Source organism: Gymnodinialimonas phycosphaerae (assembly GCF_019195455.1).
GTDB classification, from domain to species: Bacteria; Pseudomonadota; Alphaproteobacteria; order Rhodobacterales; family Rhodobacteraceae; genus Gymnodinialimonas; species Gymnodinialimonas phycosphaerae.
The window spans coordinates 3982118-4003898 of sequence record NZ_JAIMBW010000001.1 but is presented as its reverse complement, the minus strand read 5'-3'; the positions used below and the strand labels follow the sequence as shown (position 1 = coordinate 4003898).

Below are 21781 nucleotides of genomic sequence, written 5' to 3'. Positions count from 1 at the left end.
TGGAGGCTCCCTGGTCTAATTGGCTATCTCACGTGCAGGGTCCGCTTTCGTTGGACGCCGACCTGATCTGCCTGATGCTCGTTCACAACGAAGCGCATCTTCTGCCGGATCTTTTTGCCCATTACCGGGCAATGGGATCTGTGCAGTATGTCGTGATCGACGACCGCTCCACTGACACGACGCGGGCCATTGTTCAAGATCAGCCTGACGTGACCCTGTTCGAGCCGCTCGATGGTTCCACCTATGCCCGCGACAAACGGGACTGGCGCGGCAGCCTTCTGGACGCTCTGGCGTCCGGAAAATGGTGTGTGGTCATCGACGCGGATGAACGCCTTGTGTGGCGCGGCTACCCAGAGCGTACCCTCTCCGATCTGATTGCCACGATGGAGGCGCAAGGTGCCCAGGCGTTGATTGCGACGATGCTCGACATGTATGCCGACACATCGATCGCGGATCACGTCTCGCACGATGCACCGCTTGCCAAGACATTCCCCTGTTATGATGACCCGCAACGCGATCCCCTGGCCTATCGCGCGGCGCTGACGCCCAAGCGGTTCCGCCAGAAGTTTCCCCTGCCAAATTCCGTCTTGATGGGTGGGATGCGCGACCGCTTGTTTGACGCATCGGGGCATCGGCACAGCTACCTGACCCGACTTCTCCAATCAAAAGTCCTCACCCGCCCGCGCCACGTTCCGGATGCCGCCCTGCTTGGTGCAGCGCTTGTGACCCGTCTGACCCGGCCCCGAGGAGACAAGCCTCCCCTGAATCTGACAAAGGTCCCATTGGTGAAATGGCGAACGGGTTTGCGTTACAACGGGGGCGCACATCACCTGTCGGCCAATCTACCCCTTGCTCACGAGGCTGGCGTTCTGCTGCACTTTCCCGTCACCCGCGGATTGGAGGGCATCGCGTACCTGGCCAATCGCGGCCAGCACGCCTCCGGTGGCGGCTACTACCGTTCCATCCTCGAAAGCGGTGCGCTTTCGGACGTAAACCCGGTTTACGCCGGCACATCCACCCTGACCGACATTGCACAGCTTGAGCCGTTTTTTGGAAAGGCCGCCCCGTGAAACCCAAATTCCGTACGCTCCGAGAACGCTGGTATCATCTGACCAGAGCAAAATACGTGTCCATCGGCGGCGTGCGTCTACGTGCCGTCGGCGAAAACATTCCTGATGAGATCACGCGCCTCCTGCGTCGGGGCGATTACGAGTTCGCGGAACGACATTTGCTGACTCAGGTCGCGGGTCCCGGCGACCGTGTCCTGGAAGTGGGCGCGGGTATCGGCGCACTGGGATTGGTCGCGGCCAAGATCTGCGGTGCCGAGAATGTGCTCAGCTACGAGCCCAATCCCGCGACCCTGCCGCTGATAGAGGCCAATCAGGCTGCAAATGGCCTCCACCCCGTTGTCCGCCCAAAGGCGATTACCACCGACGGGGGCCCAATCACGTTCTTTCGAACGGGAAATATCATTTCGTCGTCACTCATTGAGCGCGACGCAAGTGAAGCTATTTCCGTGGAAAGCGATACTTTGGACCAGGCGATCTTGGATTTTGCACCAACCATCTTGCTAATGGATGCAGAAGGGGCAGAACTGGATCTGCTTCCCGGGTCGGACCTTTCGTCTCTGCGCGCCATTGTGGTGGAAACCCACGCCAAGATCACTGGTGCGGCTTCGGTCGAGACATTGAAGGCACAACTTCTGGCCGCAGGATTCGCGATCAAGGCGGACGTGAACAATAATCTGTTGTGCGTGCGCGCGGACGCTTAATTCATCAACTGGAAGACGCAGCCGTCCGAGATCAGATCCGGCGGCGTATTGCACAGGCCGCGCGCCATGACCCATGCGGACAACACGCGTGGCACATAGGTGCGCGTCTCGTCGTAGTTCGGCACACCGCCCGCGCGTGTCACCGCGCCCTCACCCGCGTTATAGGCGGCAAGGACCAGAATCGGGTCGCGGTCGAACTCGCCCATCAACCAATCAAGGTAGGCCACGCCGCCCGCGATGTTCTGGGCCGGGTCCATGGCGTCCTCCACCCCGAATCTTTCCGCGGTGGCGGGGATCAATTGCATCAGCCCCTGCGCGCCCGCCCCGCTGATTGCATCCGTCCGGCCCGCGCTTTCTGCGGCAATCACCGCCAACGCAAAGGCAGGCGACACCTGCGTGCCGATCGTCGCCGCCAGGATTTCTCGGCCATGGGCCTCCGCGATGCGGCTGACGGTATCAAGGCGCGGCGCGCCAAGGCTGCTGGCCTCGGGTGCGATGGCCAAATGCTCCTGTGCCGCCCAGAAGCGCGCGGGGTCGGCGGGCATATGGCTGGGAATCTCGGCCCAGAACCACGCCGAAGCCCCGCCCGAACCCGCATCCGTATCCCCTGTCGCCGCCGGGGCGACCGCGCCCAAGCGCACTTCCGCTTCAGCTGGCGCGCCCTGCCGCTCCATATCTTCCGGTGTGATCTGAATGTTGATGCGTGGGCCCGTTTGCCCGGCCTCGGGGGCCCTCACAAACCTGATTCCGCCGTCTTGCGCCAAGGCAGGACCGCTCAAAAGGACCGCAAAAGCAGCCACACCCCACATACGTTTGGCCATGGATCACCTGTAAAACTGCTCGGGGCGCCTTGTTTTACTGGTCTTTGCCAGTTCTTTCAGCACCCATTCCCCAAATCATGCCTGTGCGGATGCCACAAAACAACCCGTTAGAATTCTTATTAAATTCTCCTGATCGCCCAATTCGCGCCCCGATTAACCATCAAACAGGCTTCATCCCAAGGGCAGCGGCCCACGAATGGGACCGCACCCTTAGAAACAGACAACATTTATCAAACTGGAGACTACCATGACCAACTTCATCAAAAACTTCGCAGCAGACGAATCCGGCGCCGTGACCGTGGACTGGGTTGTTCTGACCGCCGCCCTCGTGGGTCTGGGCCTGGCCGTCATGGCCGTTGTGTCCGGCGGTGTGGAAGACCTCTCGACCGAGATCTCCCAGGGCCTGATCGACGCCGACGTCCTGACGCCTGCGAACACCTTCGCCGACGCCAACCAGGTTACCGGGGGTCTGACCTTCGACTAAGATCTGCTGAAACCGTCCCCGCCCCCAGCGGGGACATCAGCCCGGCCACCTTGGCCAACAGCCGCCGCGCTCCCCATGGGACGCGGCGGTTTGCGTTTGGGGGCGGCAGAACCTGCCGCGGCACCTTTCGCGAAAACTCCGACGCCGTGAAAAGAGACGATTTAAATCAATTTGATTTCACAGACGCGCCGCATTCGCGCCGTGATTAACCATCAAAAAGGTCGCATCCCAAGGGCAACGTCCTTCCCACGGGACCGCACCTGGAACAATACAACTTATATCAAATTGGAGATTTCCATGAACATGATCAAAAACTTCGCATCCAACGAATCCGGCGCCGTCACGGTTGACTGGGTTGTTCTGACCGCCGCCCTCGTGGGCCTGGGCCTGGCCGTCATGGCCGTCGTGTCCGGCGGTGTGGAAGACCTCTCGACCGAGATCTCCCAGGGCCTGATCGACACCGACGTCCTGACGCCTGCGAACACCTTCGCCGACGCCAACCAGGTTACTGGTGGTCTGACCTTCGACTAAAATCGGCTGAAACCGTCCCCGCCCCCAGCGGGGACATCAGCCCGGCCACCTTGGCCAACAGCCGCCGCGTTCCCATGGGACGCGGCGGTTTGCGTTTGGGGGCGGCAGAACCTGCCGCGGCACCTTTCGTGAAAACTCCGACGCCGTGAAAAGAGACGATTTAAATCAATTTGATTTCACAGACCGGCCCAATTCGCGCCCCGATTAACCATCAAACAGGCTTCATCCCAAGGGCAGCGTCCCGCAACCGGGACCGCAACCTGGAACAAGACAAATTTCATAGAACTGGAGACTACCATGACCAACTTCATCAAAAACTTCGCAGCAGACGAATCCGGCGCCGTGACCGTGGACTGGGTTGTTCTGACCGCCGCCCTCGTGGGTCTGGGCCTGGCCGTCATGGCCGTTGTGTCCGGCGGTGTGGAAGACCTCTCGACCGAGATCTCCCAGGGCCTGATCGACGCCGACGTCCTGACGCCTGCAAACACCTTCGCCGACGCCAACCAGGTTACCGGGGGTCTGACCTTCGACTAAGGTCCATTGACCAACATCGAGCAAGCCAGCTCGACCGGCCAGAAGGCCAACAGCCGCCGCGCTCCCCGTGGGACGCGGCGGTTTGCGTGTATCGGCGACAGCACCTGCCGAAGCACTGTTAGTCGCCCCCCTCAAGCGCCGTGAAAAGAAGCGATTTAAATCGGTTTCATTTCACAGACCGGCCCTAATCGCGCCCCTATTAACCATCAAACAGGTGTCATCCCAAGGGCAGCGTCCCGCAACCGGGACCGCAACCTGGAACAAGACAAATTTCATAGAACTGGAGACTACCATGACCAACTTCATCAAAAACTTCGCAGCAGACGAATCCGGCGCCGTGACCGTGGACTGGGTTGTTCTGACCGCCGCCCTCGTGGGCCTGGGGCTGGCCGTCATGGCCGTTGTCTCCGGCGGTGTGGAAGACCTCTCGACCGAGGTCGCCCAGGGCCTGATCGATGCCGATCCCATGACCGCGGCCACGGTCTTTGCCGACGCCAACCAAGTCACGACCGGTCTGACGCTTGACTAAGCTCTGCCACGACGCTCTGGCAGCCGGGACCTGTACCGCGCCATCCGACAGCAGCCGCGAAGCCCCCAGCTTCGCGGCTGTTTTCCTTTGTGCACTAACCCGCACGGGGTTCCGCCCTCATCGGACAGGACGTGGGAATCACCCCCTGAACCCCGTAAAACTTGAATAAACCCTTCCCGAAACGGGCGGCTGCGGTCGTGGGTGTGCCACATTCTTGCCCCCAGTTTCCCGCCAAACATTCCCTGCGCTTCATTGAAAGGCGCCGGTGCAGAACGCGCCTCGATCCCAATCAATCGATGGGACCGGTTTCCTTCTCACCGACACTAAGGGAGTTCCTACAATGGCTCTGTCGCACATCAAAAATTTCGCATCCAACGAATCCGGCGCCGTCACGGTGGACTGGGTTGTTCTGACCGCCGCCCTCGTGGGTCTGGGTCTCGCCGTCATGTCTGTCGTTTCGGGCGGTGTCGAGAACCTCTCCACCGATATCGGCCAGTCGCTTGCCGACACCGATCCGCTGTCCGATCCCTTCACCGACAACGTGGTCTTCACCGATACCGAGTAATGACCTCGCCCCATGCTTCGGATGCCGATGCAGGCATCCGGAGCCAGGCACCCTGGGCACCGAAAATGCGGTCGCGTCACCGACATACCGTGGCACGACCATGATTTCGCCCGATTCTCCCGCGACAAAGGCGGGGTGTAGCCAGCATTGTTGCCGGGATCGTCCCGGCGCGGGCAGTAGATTACGAGGTGGGCAACATGCGTATCGTTTTCATTCTAGTCTTGGCCGTCGGCGTCGGCTTGGCCGGCTTTGCCGTTTCGATCGCCAAAGACCGATTTGACCAATATCAGACAGCGCTGGCTGAACAGCGCGATGCCATTCTTCCGACCGTCCAGGTCGTCGTCGCCAGCGGACAGGTCCGCTATGGCCAACGCCTGACACCGGATGACGTGCAGTTGATCCGTTGGCCGGCCGAACATGTGCCTTTCGGTGCGTTCACCTCGCTCGAGGATCTGTTTCCCGCAGATGAGGATGGGCAACGAACTGTCATCCGCATGATGGAGCAGCACGAACCGATCCTGCTGTCGAAAGTCACCGCCCCCGGCGAGGACGCAGGCGTCGCGTCGCGTCTTGAAGAGGGGATGCGTGCCATCGCGCTTCGGGTCGATGTCAGCTCGGGTGTGTCCGGCTTCCTGCGTCCCGGTGACCGGGTCGACGTTTATTGGACAGGCACAGGACGCAGCGGTGACACCGTCACCCGCCTGATCCGGGCCAACGTGCAGCTGATCGCAATCGACCAGATCGCGGACGAACAGCGCAGCAACCCGACCATTGCGCGCACCATCACCGTGACCGCGCGTCCCGAAGATGTCGCCGCACTGACCCAGGCCCAGGGCTCTGGCTCTCTGACGCTGGCCCTTGTGGGCGTCGGCGACATGACCGAGCAGGGCGAAGTGGAGGTTTCGACCTCGCAACTGCTGGGTGAAGTGCAAGAAGTCGCAACCGAAGGTCCGCAGGTCTGCACCGTGCGCAACCGCCGCGGCGCCGACGTCGTGATCACGCAAGTGCCCTGCGTGAACTAGGCCCCGTCAAACGGCTCACAGACTTATCCACAGCTTTTCCAAGGCGCCCCGGAACCCCCGCGGGCGCCTTGTTCTTGTGGATGAAAATTTAGACCGTTGTCGATATGGCACATGAAGAACGCCCCGCAACACCATGATTATTGCGTAAAAAGCCGAAGTAGGGCATCTTTCCCCAAAGGGCGATAAAAAAAGACGCCTACAAACCGTGGCATAGAGGCAGGTCACAATGAGCATGACTGGTATTTTACGCGCGTGCCTTCTGGGCGCCGCTACACTTCTTATACAACCGATTTCCGTGGCGCATGCCCAAGGCTTGCGTGTGGTCGAAGGCGAAAGCACCGGCACATTGCGTGTTCCCATGAACCGCGCCGTGGTGGTGGAGGCAGAGATGCTCTTTGCAGAGCTTTCCGTCGCCAACCCCGCCATCGCGGATATCGCAACACTTTCCGAGCGCTCCATCTACGTCTTGGGCCGCGCGCCCGGGCGCACCACGATGACGCTTCTGGGGGCCGACGGCTCCCTGATCGCCAACGTCGAGATCCAGGTCGTCCCCGATGTGGCCGAACTGCGTGAACGCCTTCGCGAGATCATCCCCGGTGAGGGCGTCGAAGTGCGCACGGCCAACGATGGTATCGTCTTGTCGGGCACCGTCGGGTCGTCCATCGCCATCGACCGCGCCCTTGAACTGGCCGAGCGTTACGCGCCGGGTCGCGTTTCCAACCTGATGATGGTCGGTGGCCAGCAACAGGTCATGTTGCAAGTGCGCTTCGCCGAGATGCAGCGCACCGTGCGCCAGGAACTTTCCACATCCCTCGGGATCGGCGCGACAAGCGGCAACTTCGGCTCCAGCGCGGGTGCTGGCAACCTCAGCGGGGGCCTTGCCCTTGGCAATGGTGTGAACGTCCCCGCCGGCCTTGACGGTCGCAACGGCGGTCTGGGCGTCAGCTTCGCCGCCGGGGGCTTGCAGCTTTCGGTCCTTCTGGAAGCACTGGAAGCCAACGGGATGGTCCGCACCCTGGCGGAACCGAACCTGACCGCGCTTTCGGGGGCCACGGCTTCGTTCCTTGCGGGCGGCCAGTTCCCCGTCCCCACCGAATCGGAAAGCGGCGGCACGACCATCGACTTCGTCGATTTCGGCGTGCAACTGGACTTCACACCAACGGTTGTTGGCGATTCCATCATCAACCTGTCGCTTGAGGCCGAGATTTCGTCCATCGGTGAGATCATCGCCACCACCGGCGCCCCGGCGATCAACACCCGCCAGGCCTCTACGGTCGTGGAAATGCGTGACGGAGACAGCTTCGCCATCGCGGGCCTTTTGCAGGACGACTTCCAGAACTCCGTGGCCGAAGTGCCGTGGCTGGGCGATCTGCCGGTGCTGGGCGCGCTCTTCCGCTCGGCGTCTTACAGCCGATCCCAGTCGGAACTGGTGATCATCATCACGGCCCACCTGGTCAGCCCGGTCAACGGCGAGGCCCTGGCGCTGCCGACCGATCGCGTCCGCATCCCGACCGAGACCGAATTGTTCTTCCAGGGTCAGCTTGAAGGCAGCGCGCCCGCAGCAGGCACCGGGGCTGGAGAAGTAGCACAACAGGACTTCTCGGGGTCCTACGGCTACGTGCTGGATTGAGAGAGGACATGACAATGACCAATCAACGCCATTCGCGCCGCACCGTACTGGCCGGCCTGGGTTCAACCCTCGCGCTTAGCGCCTGCGGCACCACCTTCGTTGAAACCGGGCGTCCCCTTGGTGCGCATCTGGACGAAGGCAATCTGGGTGCACCGACGCGCAACAATATCGGCGTGCATAACGGCGATATCCAATGGGCGGCGATCCTGGGCGAGCGTTTCGCCAATACCGTCCCCACAACGATCAACTTCGCCTTCAACTCGGCCGAGTTGGACGCCGAGGCGCGCAATATCCTCAACCAGCAGGCCGCCTTCATCCGCAATTTCCCCGAGGTGCGCTTCTCGGTCTACGGTCACACCGACGCCGTGGGTTCCAACGCCTACAACCAGCGGCTGGGACGTCGTCGCGCCCGCGCGGCGGTGAACTACCTGGTGTCGCAAGGGATTAACCAGCACCGTCTGCAAGCCCTCGTGTCCCTGGGTGAAACCCAGCCTGTCGTGGCCACCGACGGCGAGGAACGTCGCAACCGGCGGACCGTCACGGAAGTGACCGGGTTCCTGGAAAACAACCCCCTGGTCCTCGACGGGCGCTATGCCGAAATCATCTACCGCAGCTACATCAGCAGTGGTGGTGGCGAGGGTGGCGGCGGCGGGTGATCCCACCGGACAAACCGACGGCCCAAACGCCAGAGATATAAACAAAACCGCGTCAAGCCCGCCCGCTTGGCGCGGTTTTCCGTTTGGCGACAAACCCATGAAAGCCCGTGAATTGTAAACGTATTCCCTCATTTGTGTCCAATTCCTGCCTTTTTCTGACGTCAAGTTCATCTTTGAGAAGGTCCCATGCGCGACAGTGCGACGGGGTCTGATTGAAGTTACGGCAGGCCAGGTCGAACAGACCATTTTATGCCGCCGTCGTCATTAATGATCCGGGAAGTCCGGGCGGATGTGGGAATTGAGGAATGAGCAGCGGATTGGCATTACACTCTGAACCGGCCCCGATTGTGGCCTGCACAGTGTCGAGCAAAGTACATCACTTCGGCCTCTTGATCGAGGATATGGAAACGGAAGTCGGCGAAGCCTGGGGCGACCTGGGCTTTGACGAGGCGCGCGAATTCATCAACGCGCTCGACGTGGGCACCCTGGAATTCATCGCGCTGGCTGTGCGTGAAGAGGATGAGGCAGATCTTGGCCGCGTCGGCGAGGTTATCAACGCCGCCCACGCCAAGGAAGTCGCCGTGATTCTCATCCCCGAGAATCTTTCCACGGCGGGTCTGCGTGAATTGTTGCGCCTGGGCGCCGATGATTTTGTCCCCTACCCCCTCGCCGAAGGCGCGCTGCATGACGCGATCGAAAAGATCGCCCGTGCCAAACAGCCGCCCCCCGCCGAAGTGACCCCCCTGCCCGTCTCCGACGCGCCCGCCACGGGCCACCGCATGGACGGCAATTCCGCAATCTTCGCGGTGCAAAACCTTGCTGGCGGCACCGGGGCCACGACGTTGGCCGTGAACCTCGCCTGGGAACTGGCCCACGCCGACAAGAAAAATCCGCCGTCCGTCTGTGTTCTGGATCTCGATCTGCAACATGGCTCGGTCGCGACCTACCTGGACCTGCCGCGCCGCGATATCGTGTTGGAGCTGTTGCAGGACGCCACCACCATGGACACCGATGGGTTCAAACAAGCCCTCGTCCACTATGGTGACAAGCTGTCCGTGTTCACGACGCCCGCCGAAATCGTGCCGCTCGACCTGGTGGGCCCCGATGAGGTGAACGCCTTGATCGATCTTGCATCACAGTGTTTCGACATCGTCGTCATCGACATGCCGCGCACCATGGTGATGTGGACGGATACGGTTCTGACCCGTGCCGACGTGTTCTTCACCACGCTGGAACTTGACCTGCGCTCGGCCCAGAACGCGATGCGTTTCATCAAGGCCTGCCGGTCCGAGGATCTTCCGCTGGAAAAGATGCACTACGTGCTCAACCGCGCGCCGGGTCTGACCGACCTGAACGGCAAGAACCGGATGAAGAAGATGGCCGACAGCCTTGGCGTGTCCTTCTCCACCCAACTGCCGGACGGCGGCAAGCCCGTCATGCAAGCCGGTGACAACGGGGAAACGCTGGCGGAAGCGGCCAAGAAGAACCCGCTGCGCAAGGAAATCATGAAACTCAGCGATGGCCTGTACAAAGCCATGGCGTCTGAAGCGAGAGCGAAGGGCTAACATCATGTTCTCCAAATACAAAAAAGCAGGCACGGGCGGCAGTCCCGCCCCTGAGGCCAAGGCGGACACCGCCCCCGAGGCGGCAGCCCCCGCGGCTGCGCCCTCGGCACCTTCCGGGGCCCCGGCAGCACCCGCCCCCAAGATCGCGCGCAAGCCCGGTCCCGTGGCCGTTGCCCCCACGGCTGAGGCCGTCTCGGGCGAGGACAAGGACCGCAAGCGCCGCCTTCGCCTGGATGAAGTCAAGACGGAGATGCATCACCGTCTGCTCGACAACCTCAACCTCTCGGCGCTGGAAAACGCCAAGGAGTCCGAGCTGCGCGCAGAGATCACCGCCATCACCAGCGAACAACTGGGCGAGATGGGCGTTGTCCTGAACCGCGAAGATCGCCAGACCCTCAACGTCGAGCTGTTTGACGAAGTCACCGGCCTCGGCCCGCTGGAGCCGCTGCTGAAAGACGACACCGTCAACGATATTCTCGTCAACGGCCCCAACCGCGTCTTCGTGGAACGCGCCGGTAAGCTGGAGCTGTCGGACGTCCGCTTCAAGGACGAACGCCACCTGCTGCGGATCATCGACAAGATCGTCTCTGCTGTGGGTCGCCGCGTCGACGAATCCAACCCCTATGTCGACGCCCGCCTGAAAGACGGCTCGCGTTTCAACGCGATGGTACCGCCGGTTGCCGTGGACGGCAGCCTCGTCTCCATTCGTAAGTTCAAGAAAGAGAAGCTGGGCATCGATGACCTGGTGAGATTCGGCGCTTTCTCGGAAGAAATGGCCGCCTACATCCAGGCCGCCGTGGCTTGCCGCCTGAACGTCATCGTTTCGGGTGGTACGGGTTCGGGTAAAACGACCACGCTCAACGCGCTGTCGTCTTTCATCGACAATAGCGAACGCATCCTGACGATCGAGGATACGGCAGAACTTCAACTCCAGCAGGTCCACGTGGGCCGGATGGAATCCCGCCCCCCGAACGTGGAAGGCAAAGGCGCCGTGACCCAGCGCGACTGTCTGCGCAACGCACTGCGGATGCGTCCGGACCGGATCATCGTGGGTGAGACCCGTGGCGAAGAAGTCATCGACATGTTGCAGGCCATGAACACCGGCCACGACGGATCGATGACCACGATCCACGCCAACAACGCCCGCGACGCCTGTTCGCGCCTTGAAAACATGGTCGCCATGGCAGGTATCGAAATGCCGCTGAAGGCCGTGCGCGCCCAGATCTCGGCGGCTGTGCACCTGATCGTCCAGGCCTCGCGCCTGCAAGACGGCTCGCGCCGCATGGTCTCCATCACCGAGGTGACGGGGATGGAAGGCGAGGTGATCTCCATGCAGGAAGTGTTCCGCTTCCAGCGCACGGGCCTTCAGCCCGACGGCAAGATCATCGGCCACTTCACCGCCTGCGGTGTGCGGTCCCATTATTCCGAGCGGTTCCGGCAGTGGGGCTATGATTTGCCCGCGTCGATCTACGAACCCATGGCAGCCCAGTAAGGAGCCCGCGCAATGGAACTTTCAATCGAGCCACTCATCTATATCGGCATCTTCGTCGGTGTGATCATGTTGGTGAACGGCATCTACCTGGCGATTTTCGGCAAGTCGATCAGCCTGAACGCACGGGTAAACCGCCGCCTGACACTGCTGGAAAAGGGCACCTCTCGCGAGGATGTTCTCGACAAGCTCCGCAAGGAGATGGACCAGCACCGGGGCGGCATCAAACTGCCGTTCTACACGTTGATCGCCGACAAGGCGCAGAAGGCGAATATCGCCTTCACCCCGCCACAACTGATGCTGGTGATGGTGGGTGCGGCCGTGGTGGCGTTCCTGTTGCTCCAGATTCTGACGACCGCCTCGCTTCCGATCAGCCTTTTGGCGTCCGTGGGCATGGGCGTGGGCGGCGTGTTCTTCTGGGTCAGCAAGACCGCCAAGAAGCGCATCGCCCTGTTGGAAGAACAGCTTCCCGACGCGGTTGAACTGATGGTCCGCTCGCTTCGTGTGGGCCACCCCTTCGTGTCCTCGATCAACACCGTAAGCCGTGAGATGTCCGACCCCATCGCGTCCGAGCTTGGCGTGATCGCGGACGAGGCCGCCTATGGCCGCGACATCGGCGAATCGATCCGCGCCATGGCCGACCGCCTCGATATCCAGGATTTGCGCTTCCTCGCCGTCGCCGTGGGCATCCAGCAAACCTCTGGCGGTAACCTCGCCGAAATCCTCTCGGGTCTCGCCGATGTGATGCGGGCGCGATTCAAACTGTTCCGCAAGGTCCGCGTGATCACCGCCGAAGCGCGCGGCTCCGGCAACTTCCTGTCGGTGTTCCCGATCCTTGCGCTGATCGGCATCAACGTGGCCCAGCCCGATTACTACGCCGACGTCGTCGACACCCCCGTCTTCATCCCGGCCTGTGCCGGTGTGGCCGTGGCGCTTGGTCTGAACTGGGTCATCATGCGTCTTCTCGTGAACATCAAAGTCTGAACAAGCCCAAAAAGGGGCGATCTGCAACCAACGCCCCAACCGTGAAAGAGCAGTCCGATGGAATTCTTCAAGAACCTCTTCAACGAAGCCAACGCCTTCCTGGTGGATCAGTTGGGCGAACTCGGCCCCCTGATCGCCGTCGGAGGGCTTGGGGTGTTGCTGTGCCTCGTGGCGCTGCCGACCCTGATGAAGAAGCAGAAAGATCCCTACAAGAAGCTGCGCGATACGCGCACCGAGGCGAAATCGGCCAAAACCGGCGGCCTGCGCCTGGGCGGCAAGAACCAGAAGCTGGAAAGGTTCGCCCAGTATCTTGAACCCCAGGATGAGCAGGAACTGTCAGCCACCCAGTTGCAGATGATCCGCGCAGGCTACCGCGCGAAATCCTCGATCCAGATGTTCAACTTCGCCAAGCTGGCCCTTGGTCTGGGCGGCCTGCTGCTGGGCACGCTTTATGTGTTGATCTCCGGCGGTGGCGGCTCTGCCCAGAACTCCATTTTTATCGTGCTGATCCCCGGTGTCGTGGGCTATTACGCGCCGAAGTACTGGATCACCAAGCGCATGCAAACGCGTGAAGAACAGATCAACTCGGGCTTTCCCGATGCGCTCGACCTGATGCTGGTCTGCGTGGAGGCCGGTCAATCCCTCGATCAGGCGATCATCAAGGTCGCGACCGAGATCAAGGCCTCCTACCCGCCGCTGGCCGAAGAATTCGAGATTGTCTCCTACGAAATGAAGGCCGGCAAGGACAAGACCAAGGTCCTGCGCGACATGGGCGAACGGGTCGGCATTCAGGACGTGAACTCCTTCATCACCACGTTGATCCAATCCGCCACCTTCGGTACCTCCATGGCCGAGGCCCTGCGGGTCTATTCCGATGAGATGCGCGACAAACGCATCAGCCGTGCCGAAGAAAAGGCCAACAAGCTGCCCACCAAGCTGACGCTGTTCACCATGCTGTTCTGTGTGCCGCCGCTTCTGGTCATCCTTATCGGCCCGTCGATCTACGCCATCGCCACGGACTTGTCGCGCTGACGCGGCATCCCAGCCCGGACCCGCGGGCGACCGCGTTTGAAAAAAACTCTTAGCCAACAGGCGCCGCCATCCCTATGGTGACGCCTGAGCAGTTTTTTTCCACGAGGCAGACAGTGCTTAAGCACGCGCCCCTCATCCTTCTGATGATCACGCTGACCGCGTGCACCCTCACCCCGCGCCTCGACGTGGGCGATGGCGTCAACGCGCCTGCCAGTGTCGGGCAGTTGGACGACAGCCAGGCCAGCCTGATCACCGGCGATCGGCTGATGGAGGCCGGAGAGTATGAGCTGGCCCTGCGCGCCTACTACCGCGCGGGCGTTGAAGACGGTCTCAGCGTCGATGTGATCACCGCGATTGGGGCCGCGAACCTCGCTTTGGGTCGTTTGGGGCAGGCGGAAGAACAATTCCGCGCCGCGCTTCAACGACAAAATGATTTTGTGCCTGCCCTCAACAACTTGGGGGCAGTCCTTATCGAACAGGGCGAATATGGGGAGGCGCGGCGCCTTCTGGAACAAGCATTCGCGCTCGATAGTGGCAGTTCGGAAACGATTCGTGACAACCTGCGCCTCGCGATAGCGCGAATGGAAAATCAGGTATACACTGACGACGAGCAAGAAAGGCCGACGCTGATCCGGCGGGGCGGTGGGCGCTACACCCTCCAATCCTCGCTTTGAGGTGCACGGTCAACGAAGAATGAAGGCGCGGCGATAGACCTGCGTCCATTGAATGAGGCAGAGCATGATCCGAATCCTCCGGTTAATCCCGGCGGCTGTCGCCGTCGCGGCCGTCGCTGCGTGTAACACCACCGATGCCGATGTCGAACGGGCGCTAGACCCGCTCAATGTCATCGATGAAACCAACCTCGCCGACATCATGCTCAGCGCGGCCTCCCCGAACGAAGCCGTCGATTACTTCCGTCGCGCCGCGCAAGAGGACCCGACCCGCATCGATCTGCAGCGCGGATTGGCCACAAGCCTGGTACGGGCGGGCCGCGCGGCCGAGGCGTTGACGATTTGGCAAGGAGTTATCGACCATGATGGCGCCATGGACCAGGACCGCGTTGATTATGCCGATGCCTTGATCCGCACCGGCGATTGGGACGGGGCGCAGGCGCAGCTTGATGCCACGCCGCCGACGTTCGAGACCTATGAACGCTACCGGCTGGAGGCGATGATCGCCGACAGTGAAGAAGATTGGGACCGCGCCGACAGCTTCTACGAGACCGCCGCAGGCCTTACCACCCGGCCCGCCAACGTCTACAACAACTGGGGCTATTCGCACCTGACCCGCGGCGACTATCCCGGCGCGGAAGAACTTTTCGTGCGTGCGATCTCTTATGATCCGGAGTTGTTCACCGCCAAGAACAACCTCGTCCTCGCCCGGGCAGCCCAGGGCAACTACACCCTGCCCTTGATCAACATGAACCAGGTCGAGCGGGCACAATTGCTCCACACTGCTGCCCTATCCGCGATCCGTCGCGGTGATATCGACGAAGGACGCGGCCTTCTGAACGAGGCGATTGATACACACCCGCAGCACTTTGAAGCTGCCGTTGAGGCGCTCCGCGCTTTGAACGCTTGAACCGGAGGTCCCCATGACCCTCACCCTGACGACGCTGGAATCCATGTGGTTCCTCCCCCTCGCCTTGCCGATCTGTATCTGGGTCGCCCTTTCGGACCTGCGCCAGATGCGCATCCCGAACGTAGCGGTGCTGGCGCTGACGGGTGTGTTCCTTGTCACGGGGCTTTTCGCCCTGCCGATGGACGCCTACCTCTGGCGTCTTGCGGCCCTGGGCATCGTGCTCGTGGCGGGCTTCGTCATCACCTCCCTCGGCCTTGTGGGTGCGGGCGACAGCAAGTTCGCCGCCGCCATGGCGCCCTTCATCGCGCCCGGTGACTACCTGTTTTTCCTGGCTCTTTTCAGCCTGGTGCTGATCGGCTCATGGATCACCCACCGCTCTGCGGGCCGCGTGCCCGCCGTGCGCCGTGCGACGGCCCATTGGTCCAGCTGGGAACAGGGCAAGCTCTTCCCCATGGGGGTGGCTCTGGCCGGTGCCTTGGTCATCTACCTTGCCATGGGCTTCACCGCCGGCGTCTGACATCGCCACTCTCCTGCCCCATTTCTGGGGCAGGTATTGCTTGAAAGATTCTCCAAGGGTCAACCGATGAACATGCAAGCCCCCCCCGCTGAGCCCGGCTTCGCCCCGCCTGCCCTGCGCACGCTGGCCGACACCGGGCTGACACCTGTGATGATGCGCGACATCCTGCTGAAGACCATCTTCCGCAAGAACGTTGAACAGGCCTCGGACATCGCGAAGGCGATTTGCTTGCCGATCCCACTGACCACGCAACTCATTGATATGTTGCGGGATATGAACTTCCTGCAGGCGACCGGCACGATGCACGCCACCTCCAGTAGCGAGATGGGCTTTCAGTTGACCGATGCGGGCAAGGCGCGCGCCCTCGATGCGCTATCGCAGTCCGAATACTACGGCGCCATGCCGGTGCCGCTGGAAGACTACAAGGTGCAAGTGAAGCGCCAGTCGATCCGTGATATCAAGCTGACCCGCCCGATGCTGGAGGCCTCCATGGGCCATCTGATCTTGCCCGATGGCCTGATCGATCAGCTTGGACCCGCCGTTGGCTCTGGCCGCTCGGTCCTGATGTACGGCCCTCCCGGAAACGGTAAATCTTCCATCGCGGAGGGCATCCGCGCCGCCATGGGTGACAATATCTACATCCCCCACGCGCTGTCCTATGCGGGCCAGGTGATCACGCTGTTTGACCCGATCGTCCACACCCCCGTGACCGCCGCCACGGAAACGGAAGGCCAAAGCCCCCTGCGCAAGAACGCCGCCCGTTTCGACACGCGCTACCTGCTGTGCACCCGCCCCACCGTGATGACGGGCGGTGAATTGAAGTTGTCCATGCTGGATCTGAACTACAATGCCGTCTCGCGCACCTATCAGGCCTCCATGCAGTTGAAATCCACCGGCGGCGTGTTCATCGTCGACGACCTTGGCCGTCAGGCTGAACCGCCCCAGACCCTGATCAACCGCTGGATTGTTCCGATGGAGGTCAACTACGACATCCTCGCCCTGCAATCTGGTGAGAAGTTCGAGGTGCCCTTCGACACGCTCGTGGTGTTCTCCACCAACTTTCACCCGAATGAGATCTTCGACCAAGCCGCCCTGCGGCGGATCTTCTTCAAGGTGAAGATCGACGGGCCGAACCAGGAACAATTCCTGAAGATCTTCGCCATGGTCGCCAAGAAAAAGGGTATTCCGCTGGATGAGAAATCGCTTATCCACATGCTGAAGGTCCGCTATCCCACGATCGACAACGTCTACGCCAACTACCACCCGGTGTTCCTGTGCGACCAGATCAAGGCAATCTGCGATTTTGAGGGGCAGCCTTATCACATGACCCCCGAATACATCGACCGCGCGTGGGAGAACCTCTACGTCCGCGAAGAGACGATCGTGCACTAAAAGCCAGCTCGACAAGTTACGGCACGCCTTTACGGGACGGGGGGCGGGGCGCCTTTGGCCAACGGCCAAACAGCGTCGCCCCGTCCTGCAAACCGTAAGGCGCGGTGTCGTCACGAAATAACTACAGAATAACTACGGGTTCATTACGCCGATTTTCGACCTATCTTAGCGGCATGGACACCTGCGCCCCCCGGCCCCTCCCGCCTCAGATCGAAGACTGGTTCACGGCCCGGGGCTGGTCGATCCACCCCCACCAACGCGACATGCTCGCGCTGGCGGATCAGCCCTGCCAACTGCTGATCGCCCCCACTGGCGGTGGCAAGACGATGGCGGGGTTTTTGCCCACTCTGGCCGAACTGGCAGACGGCACCCATGAGGGGCTGCACACGCTTTATATCAGTCCCCTCAAGGCGTTAGCCGCCGATATCAAGCGTAACCTTTCGGGTCCCGTGGCCGAGATGGGCCTGCCCATTCGTATCGAGGATCGCACCGGCGACACCCCGTCCTCGCGCAAACGCCGCCAGCGCGCCGACCCGCCCCATATCCTCCTGACCACCCCGGAATCGCTGGCGTTGCTGACGTCTTATGAGGATGCCGCGCGCACCTTCAAAGGCCTGAAGCGAGTAATTGTTGACGAAATTCACGCCCTTAGCGAATCCAAACGCGGCGACCAGCTTATGCTGGCGCTATCGCGCCTCAGCACCCTCGCCCCTGGCTTGCGTCGCGTGGGCCTGTCGGCCACGGTCGAAGACCCCACCGCCATCGCCCGCATCCTTGCCCGCAACCCCGATCCCTGCGCCATTCTGCAGGCCGACCCCGGCCCTGATCCCGATATCGCCATGCTGACGACCGACACGCCCCCGCCCTGGTCCGGCGGCGGCGGAAAATACGCGATGGAAGCGGTTCTCGCACAGGTAAAGGCCCATAATACAACGCTTATTTTCCACAACACCCGCGCCCAGGCCGAGATTTTCTTTCACAATCTCTGGCTTGCCAATGACGATCAAATCCCTATCGGCATCCACCACGGTGCCCTGTCGCGCGAGCAGCGCGAGCGGGTGGAGCAGGCCATGGTCGCGGGCGCGTTAAAGGCCATCGTCTGCACCGGCTCCCTTGATCTCGGGATCGACTGGGGCGACGTGGATCTCGTGATCCAGGTCGGCGCACCAAAGAACGTCAAACGCCTTGTTCAACGGATCGGGCGGGCCAATCACCGCTACAACGCGCCCTCCAAGGCCTTGATTGTACCGGCAAATCGGTTCGAGGTCATCGAATGCGTCGCCGCCCTGCAAGCAGTGCGTGACCGCACCCTGGATGGCGATACCGACCATACGGGCCCCCTCGACGTGCTGTGCCAGCACATCGCGATCCGCGCCTGCGCGGGGCCCTTCACCGCCGATGACCTCTACGCCGAGGTCAAGACCGCTGGCGCCTATACCGATCTGCCGCGCGCCACGTTCGATCGGTGTCTCGATTTCGTCGCCACCGGCGGCTACGCGCTGCGGGCCTATGATCAATGGCAGCGCCTGATCCAGATCGGCCAGGAATACCGCCTTCGCGACCCCCGCGCGACGACACGCATTCGCATGAACATCGGCACCATCGTCGACGCCGACAAGATGCCCGTACGGATGCAAAAAACCCGTGGCGGCAAGCCCTTGGGTGAGGTGGAGGAGTATTTCGCCTCCACCCTGCGCAAGGGCGATACCTTCCTGATCGGCGGCAAGATCGTGCGCTACGAGGGCATGCGAGAGATGACGGTCGAGGTCTCTCGCACCGCCCACAAAAAGCCCAAGATCGCCACCTTCATGGGCACGAAATTCGCAACCTCCACACAGCTCTCGGACCGCATCCTGAGCATGTTCCAACAAGAGGATTGGCCCGAGCTGCCACACCACACCCGCGATTGGCTGCACCTGCAACGCGCGGTGTCGCAGCTGCCCGAGCGTGACCGCCTGTTGGTCGAAACCTTCCCCCACGACGGGCGCGAACACCTTGTCGCCTACGGGTTCGCGGGCAAGAATGCGCAGCAGACCCTTGGCCTGCTTCTGACCCAGCGGATGGAGAGCCAAGGCCTGAACCCCTTGGGGTTTGTCTCGACCGACTACGCGACGATGATCTGGGGCCTGGACCAAGTTACTGATCCACAACCTCTTTTCACGCGCGACAACCTGCTGGAGACGATGGAAACCTGGCTCGCCGACAATGCGGTGATGAAGAAGACCTTCAAGGGCAGCGCGATTATCGCGGGGCTTGTCGATCGCGCATTGCCCGGCGGCAAGCGGAAGACGGGGCGGCAGGCGACGTTCTCGACCGACATTCTCTATGACACCCTGCGCAAGTATGACCCCGACCATGTGATGATGGAGATCACGCGCCAAGAGGCGATGCGCGGTCTCGTGGATTTCGGCCGGATCGAGGAAATGCTGGCACGCATCGCCGACCGGATCGACCATCGGCCCCTGTCCCGCGTCAGCCCGCTGGCCGCGCCGCTGTTCCTTGAAGCCGGACGCGTTCCCGTCCAGGGCCTCGCCAACGAGCGGTTGTTGGAAGAAGAGACGCAGCGCCTGATGCAAACGGCGGGGCTGGATTTCGGACCGGGCCAATGACGCTTGCGCCCAACAGTCCGGCGCAGCTATGAACGAACCATGAACGCCTTGGCCTTTACCTTCTGCGGTGCCCCCCTGCGTGCCCTGCCGTCCGGGGCGCTTCATTGGCCAGGGCAGGCCACGCTAGTTGTCAGTGACCTGCATCTGGGAAAGACCGAACGCACTGCCCGGCGCGGCGGGCCGATCCTGCCGCCCTACGAGGTGATCGAGACGCTGGATCGCCTGCTGCACGACATCGCCACGACGCAGCCCCGTACCGTCATTTGCCTGGGCGACAGCTTCGATGACCTCACTGCCGCCCGCGCCACCCAAGGCGCGGTATCCGAGCGTCTGGCCCCAGCCCTTGCCGGGCGGCGCTGGGTCTGGATCGAAGGCAACCACGACCCCGGCCCTGTCGACTTGGGCGGCGAGCACTTGCGCGACCTCACACTCGGCCCCCTCACCTTTCGACACATCGCGCAGCCGACGGCGCCCGGGGAGGTTTCTGGGCACTACCACCCAAAGGCCCGCGTACGCACGAAGGGACGCAACATAACCCGACGCTGCATGCTGATCGATGATAACCGGCTGATCCTGCCCGCCTACGGCACCTATACGGGCGGCCTTTTCAGCCATGAACCGGTGTTGTCCGACCTGATGGCCACCAACGCCAAAGCGATCCTGATGGGGCCGTCTCCGACCGCCCTGCCCATGCCGCGCTAGGACGGCGCCGCCACCTTCCTACCGGTCCTGAACGGCGATACCCGCCTCTTTCAAGGCTTTCAGGCCGCTTGGACTGACCGGCAACTGCATCCCGCAGTCGAGTTTTGCTGTGTGACGGCGGCCGTCGGGCACGACGGCGACAATCGCGCTATAGGCCACCCAATGGGATCGATGGATACGCGTGCCATCGAAAGCTGTCAGTTCCTCCAGGGCATCGCCGAAGCGCAGCCGCAACTTCGAGCCCCCCTGATCGGTCCAGACCTCCACCTGATGGTCATCGGCCGAGACCCGAATGACGACGCCACGTTTCTCGGGCTTCAGCCGTCGCACGAAGGCCGCCTGCGCTTCGGTCATGATCGGCTGATCGACATCATTGGCCACAGATTGCGATTGGATATCATGAAGGCTCATGCGCAAGTAGACGCGGACAGACACCGGCACCAGGCAGACCAATAGGACGATCACGATATGCTCCAAATAGAAGAGCCCTGTGGCGACGTCGAAAGACATGAAAAAATGGTTGAATGCCCAGACCACGGAGCCGACCATGATCGAGACAGCCCCAGCCGCAAGGAGATCGCGCTTCAGGGGAGAGCCGGGAGAAATTCGATAAACGGTGTCGCGAACGATTTGCGCGGGAAAAAGGAGCACCATGATCAATCCGCCCCAATAGAGAAGGCGTTCAATAAATGAATAATGCTCATAGGTCGCAAATGGGCCTAGCATAGCTGCAACCAGGCTGGCGAAAATCGCAACAGCAAGGCGAATGACCCAGTCTTGCCTCTTTCCAGCAAGAGATCCTGATGCATTTGTTTTCATTCGCATTTATGGCCTCAGCCAAAGGATGGTCTTTGAGGATATGCGGCTGAAACGATCATGATCAAGCGCGTTCTGAATGAAAATTGGACTTATCACCGATGGATGAAACGAAAGACCTCCGCATTAGGGAAAGCTTTGCCCGCCAAGGATTGATGCAAACACTCGGGTGCAGGATTAATCATATAGAAGAAGGTCGCGTGGTGCTTGAGTTGCCAATAACGCGTGAAGTCTCTCAACAGCACGGCGTGGCCCATGCGGGCGCGAGCTTTGCCTTGGGCGACAGCGCCTCGGGCTACGCGGCGCTAAGCGTCATGGCGGCGGACGCAGAGGTGATGACGGTGGAAATGAAGATCAATCTGGTAGCACCGGCAGCCGGTAGGCGGCTTTTGGCCACTGGCGAAGTCGTGAAAGCGGGCCGCAGGCTGGTCATCACCCGCTGCACCGTTCAGGCGGAGGCCGATGATGGCAGCCTCCACGACGTGGCCTTGCTACAGGGCACGATGATCCCGGTATGACGCCCCTTTGGCGGTGTTGATCCTAGGCTGACG

General features: G+C 61.6%; 23 protein-coding genes. 21 read left to right on the top strand and 2 right to left on the bottom strand.

The features are described from left to right. Nucleotides 1-32: 32 nt before the first annotated feature. Nucleotides 33-1070: a glycosyltransferase family 2 protein gene (locus KUL25_RS20115; RefSeq protein ID WP_257894512.1), complete on the top strand. Its 1038-nt coding sequence runs from the start codon at nucleotides 33-35 to the stop codon at nucleotides 1068-1070. Further along, the gene (locus KUL25_RS20110; protein ID WP_257894511.1) at nucleotides 1067-1771 is read left to right on the top strand and encodes an FkbM family methyltransferase; all 705 of its coding nucleotides are present in this window, start codon (nucleotides 1067-1069) and stop codon (nucleotides 1769-1771) included. Before KUL25_RS20115 ends, KUL25_RS20110 begins: the two co-directional genes overlap by 4 nt. On the opposite strand, the gene KUL25_RS20105 is transcribed toward KUL25_RS20110, so the two are convergent. Then, a complete protein-coding gene (locus KUL25_RS20105; protein ID WP_257894510.1) occupies nucleotides 1768-2592 on the bottom strand; it encodes a lytic transglycosylase domain-containing protein in 825 nt (274 codons plus the stop codon). The two genes, KUL25_RS20110 and KUL25_RS20105, sit on opposite strands and share 4 nt — an antisense overlap. 247 nt (nucleotides 2593-2839) lie before the next feature. On the opposite strand from KUL25_RS20105, the gene KUL25_RS20100 reads away from it, so the two are divergent. The 18 genes from KUL25_RS20100 to pdeM all read left to right on the top strand — a co-directional run bounded on the left by KUL25_RS20100 (nucleotide 2840) and on the right by pdeM (nucleotide 20414). Beyond that, complete coding sequence (locus tag KUL25_RS20100; protein WP_257894508.1) at nucleotides 2840-3076, top strand: Flp family type IVb pilin; 237 nt, start codon at nucleotides 2840-2842, stop codon at nucleotides 3074-3076. A gap of 297 nt (nucleotides 3077-3373) precedes the next feature. Further along, on the top strand, nucleotides 3374-3607 hold the full coding sequence (locus KUL25_RS20095) for a hypothetical protein (protein WP_257894509.1): 234 nt from the start codon (nucleotides 3374-3376) through the stop codon (nucleotides 3605-3607). Between the two features lie 297 nt (nucleotides 3608-3904). Next, the gene (locus tag KUL25_RS20090) at nucleotides 3905-4141 is read left to right on the top strand and encodes a Flp family type IVb pilin (protein ID WP_257894508.1); all 237 of its coding nucleotides are present in this window, start codon (nucleotides 3905-3907) and stop codon (nucleotides 4139-4141) included. 292 nt (nucleotides 4142-4433) lie between these two features. After that, nucleotides 4434-4670: a Flp family type IVb pilin gene (locus tag KUL25_RS20085; protein WP_257894507.1), complete on the top strand. Its 237-nt coding sequence runs from the start codon at nucleotides 4434-4436 to the stop codon at nucleotides 4668-4670. Nucleotides 4671-5010: 340 nt separating this feature from the next. Next, nucleotides 5011-5235 (top strand): hypothetical protein, encoded by a 225-nt coding sequence (locus KUL25_RS20080; RefSeq protein WP_068362707.1) that lies wholly within the window; start codon nucleotides 5011-5013, stop codon nucleotides 5233-5235. A gap of 197 nt (nucleotides 5236-5432) precedes the next feature. Then, a complete protein-coding gene (gene cpaB / locus KUL25_RS20075) occupies nucleotides 5433-6257 on the top strand; it encodes a Flp pilus assembly protein CpaB (RefSeq protein WP_068362722.1) in 825 nt (274 codons plus the stop codon). A gap of 226 nt (nucleotides 6258-6483) precedes the next feature. Beyond that, nucleotides 6484-7887 (top strand): type II and III secretion system protein family protein, encoded by a 1404-nt coding sequence (locus tag KUL25_RS20070; RefSeq protein ID WP_427854469.1) that lies wholly within the window; start codon nucleotides 6484-6486, stop codon nucleotides 7885-7887. 14 nt (nucleotides 7888-7901) lie between these two features. Beyond that, complete coding sequence (locus tag KUL25_RS20065; protein WP_257894506.1) at nucleotides 7902-8543, top strand: OmpA family protein; 642 nt, start codon at nucleotides 7902-7904, stop codon at nucleotides 8541-8543. A gap of 305 nt (nucleotides 8544-8848) precedes the next feature. Beyond that, on the top strand, nucleotides 8849-10108 hold the full coding sequence (locus KUL25_RS20060; protein ID WP_257894505.1) for a CpaE/TadZ family protein: 1260 nt from the start codon (nucleotides 8849-8851) through the stop codon (nucleotides 10106-10108). A gap of 4 nt (nucleotides 10109-10112) precedes the next feature. Continuing rightward, the gene (locus KUL25_RS20055) at nucleotides 10113-11600 is read left to right on the top strand and encodes a TadA family conjugal transfer-associated ATPase (protein ID WP_257894504.1); all 1488 of its coding nucleotides are present in this window, start codon (nucleotides 10113-10115) and stop codon (nucleotides 11598-11600) included. Nucleotides 11601-11612: 12 nt separating this feature from the next. After that, the gene (locus KUL25_RS20050) at nucleotides 11613-12581 is read left to right on the top strand and encodes a type II secretion system F family protein (RefSeq protein ID WP_068353703.1); all 969 of its coding nucleotides are present in this window, start codon (nucleotides 11613-11615) and stop codon (nucleotides 12579-12581) included. A gap of 57 nt (nucleotides 12582-12638) precedes the next feature. Next, a complete protein-coding gene (locus tag KUL25_RS20045; protein ID WP_068353700.1) occupies nucleotides 12639-13613 on the top strand; it encodes a type II secretion system F family protein in 975 nt (324 codons plus the stop codon). A 113-nt stretch (nucleotides 13614-13726) separates the two neighbouring features. Further along, a complete protein-coding gene (locus tag KUL25_RS20040; RefSeq protein WP_257894503.1) occupies nucleotides 13727-14287 on the top strand; it encodes a tetratricopeptide repeat protein in 561 nt (186 codons plus the stop codon). 64 nt (nucleotides 14288-14351) lie between these two features. Next, entirely contained in the window at nucleotides 14352-15194 is an 843-nt protein-coding gene (locus KUL25_RS20035) for a tetratricopeptide repeat protein (RefSeq protein WP_257894502.1), read from the top strand. Nucleotides 15195-15207: 13 nt separating this feature from the next. After that, on the top strand, nucleotides 15208-15711 hold the full coding sequence (locus tag KUL25_RS20030) for a prepilin peptidase (protein ID WP_068353691.1): 504 nt from the start codon (nucleotides 15208-15210) through the stop codon (nucleotides 15709-15711). Between the two features lie 66 nt (nucleotides 15712-15777). Further along, nucleotides 15778-17103 carry a P-loop NTPase family protein gene (locus KUL25_RS20025; protein ID WP_068353687.1) on the top strand — a complete coding sequence of 442 codons (1326 nt, stop codon included), beginning with the start codon at nucleotides 15778-15780 and terminating at the stop codon, nucleotides 17101-17103. Nucleotides 17104-17276: 173 nt separating this feature from the next. Then, entirely contained in the window at nucleotides 17277-19712 is a 2436-nt protein-coding gene (locus tag KUL25_RS20020) for a ligase-associated DNA damage response DEXH box helicase (protein WP_257894501.1), read from the top strand. Nucleotides 19713-19751: 39 nt separating this feature from the next. Then, entirely contained in the window at nucleotides 19752-20414 is a 663-nt protein-coding gene (pdeM, locus tag KUL25_RS20015) for a ligase-associated DNA damage response endonuclease PdeM (RefSeq protein ID WP_257894500.1), read from the top strand. 18 nt (nucleotides 20415-20432) lie between these two features. Here pdeM and KUL25_RS20010 read toward each other — a convergent pair whose 3' ends face one another. After that, nucleotides 20433-21239: a LytTR family DNA-binding domain-containing protein gene (locus tag KUL25_RS20010; RefSeq protein ID WP_257894499.1), complete on the bottom strand. Its 807-nt coding sequence runs from the start codon at nucleotides 21237-21239 to the stop codon at nucleotides 20433-20435. Between the two features lie 92 nt (nucleotides 21240-21331). On the opposite strand from KUL25_RS20010, the gene KUL25_RS20005 reads away from it, so the two are divergent. Further along, a complete protein-coding gene (locus tag KUL25_RS20005; protein ID WP_257894498.1) occupies nucleotides 21332-21748 on the top strand; it encodes a PaaI family thioesterase in 417 nt (138 codons plus the stop codon). The last annotated feature ends 33 nt before the right edge of the window (nucleotides 21749-21781 follow it).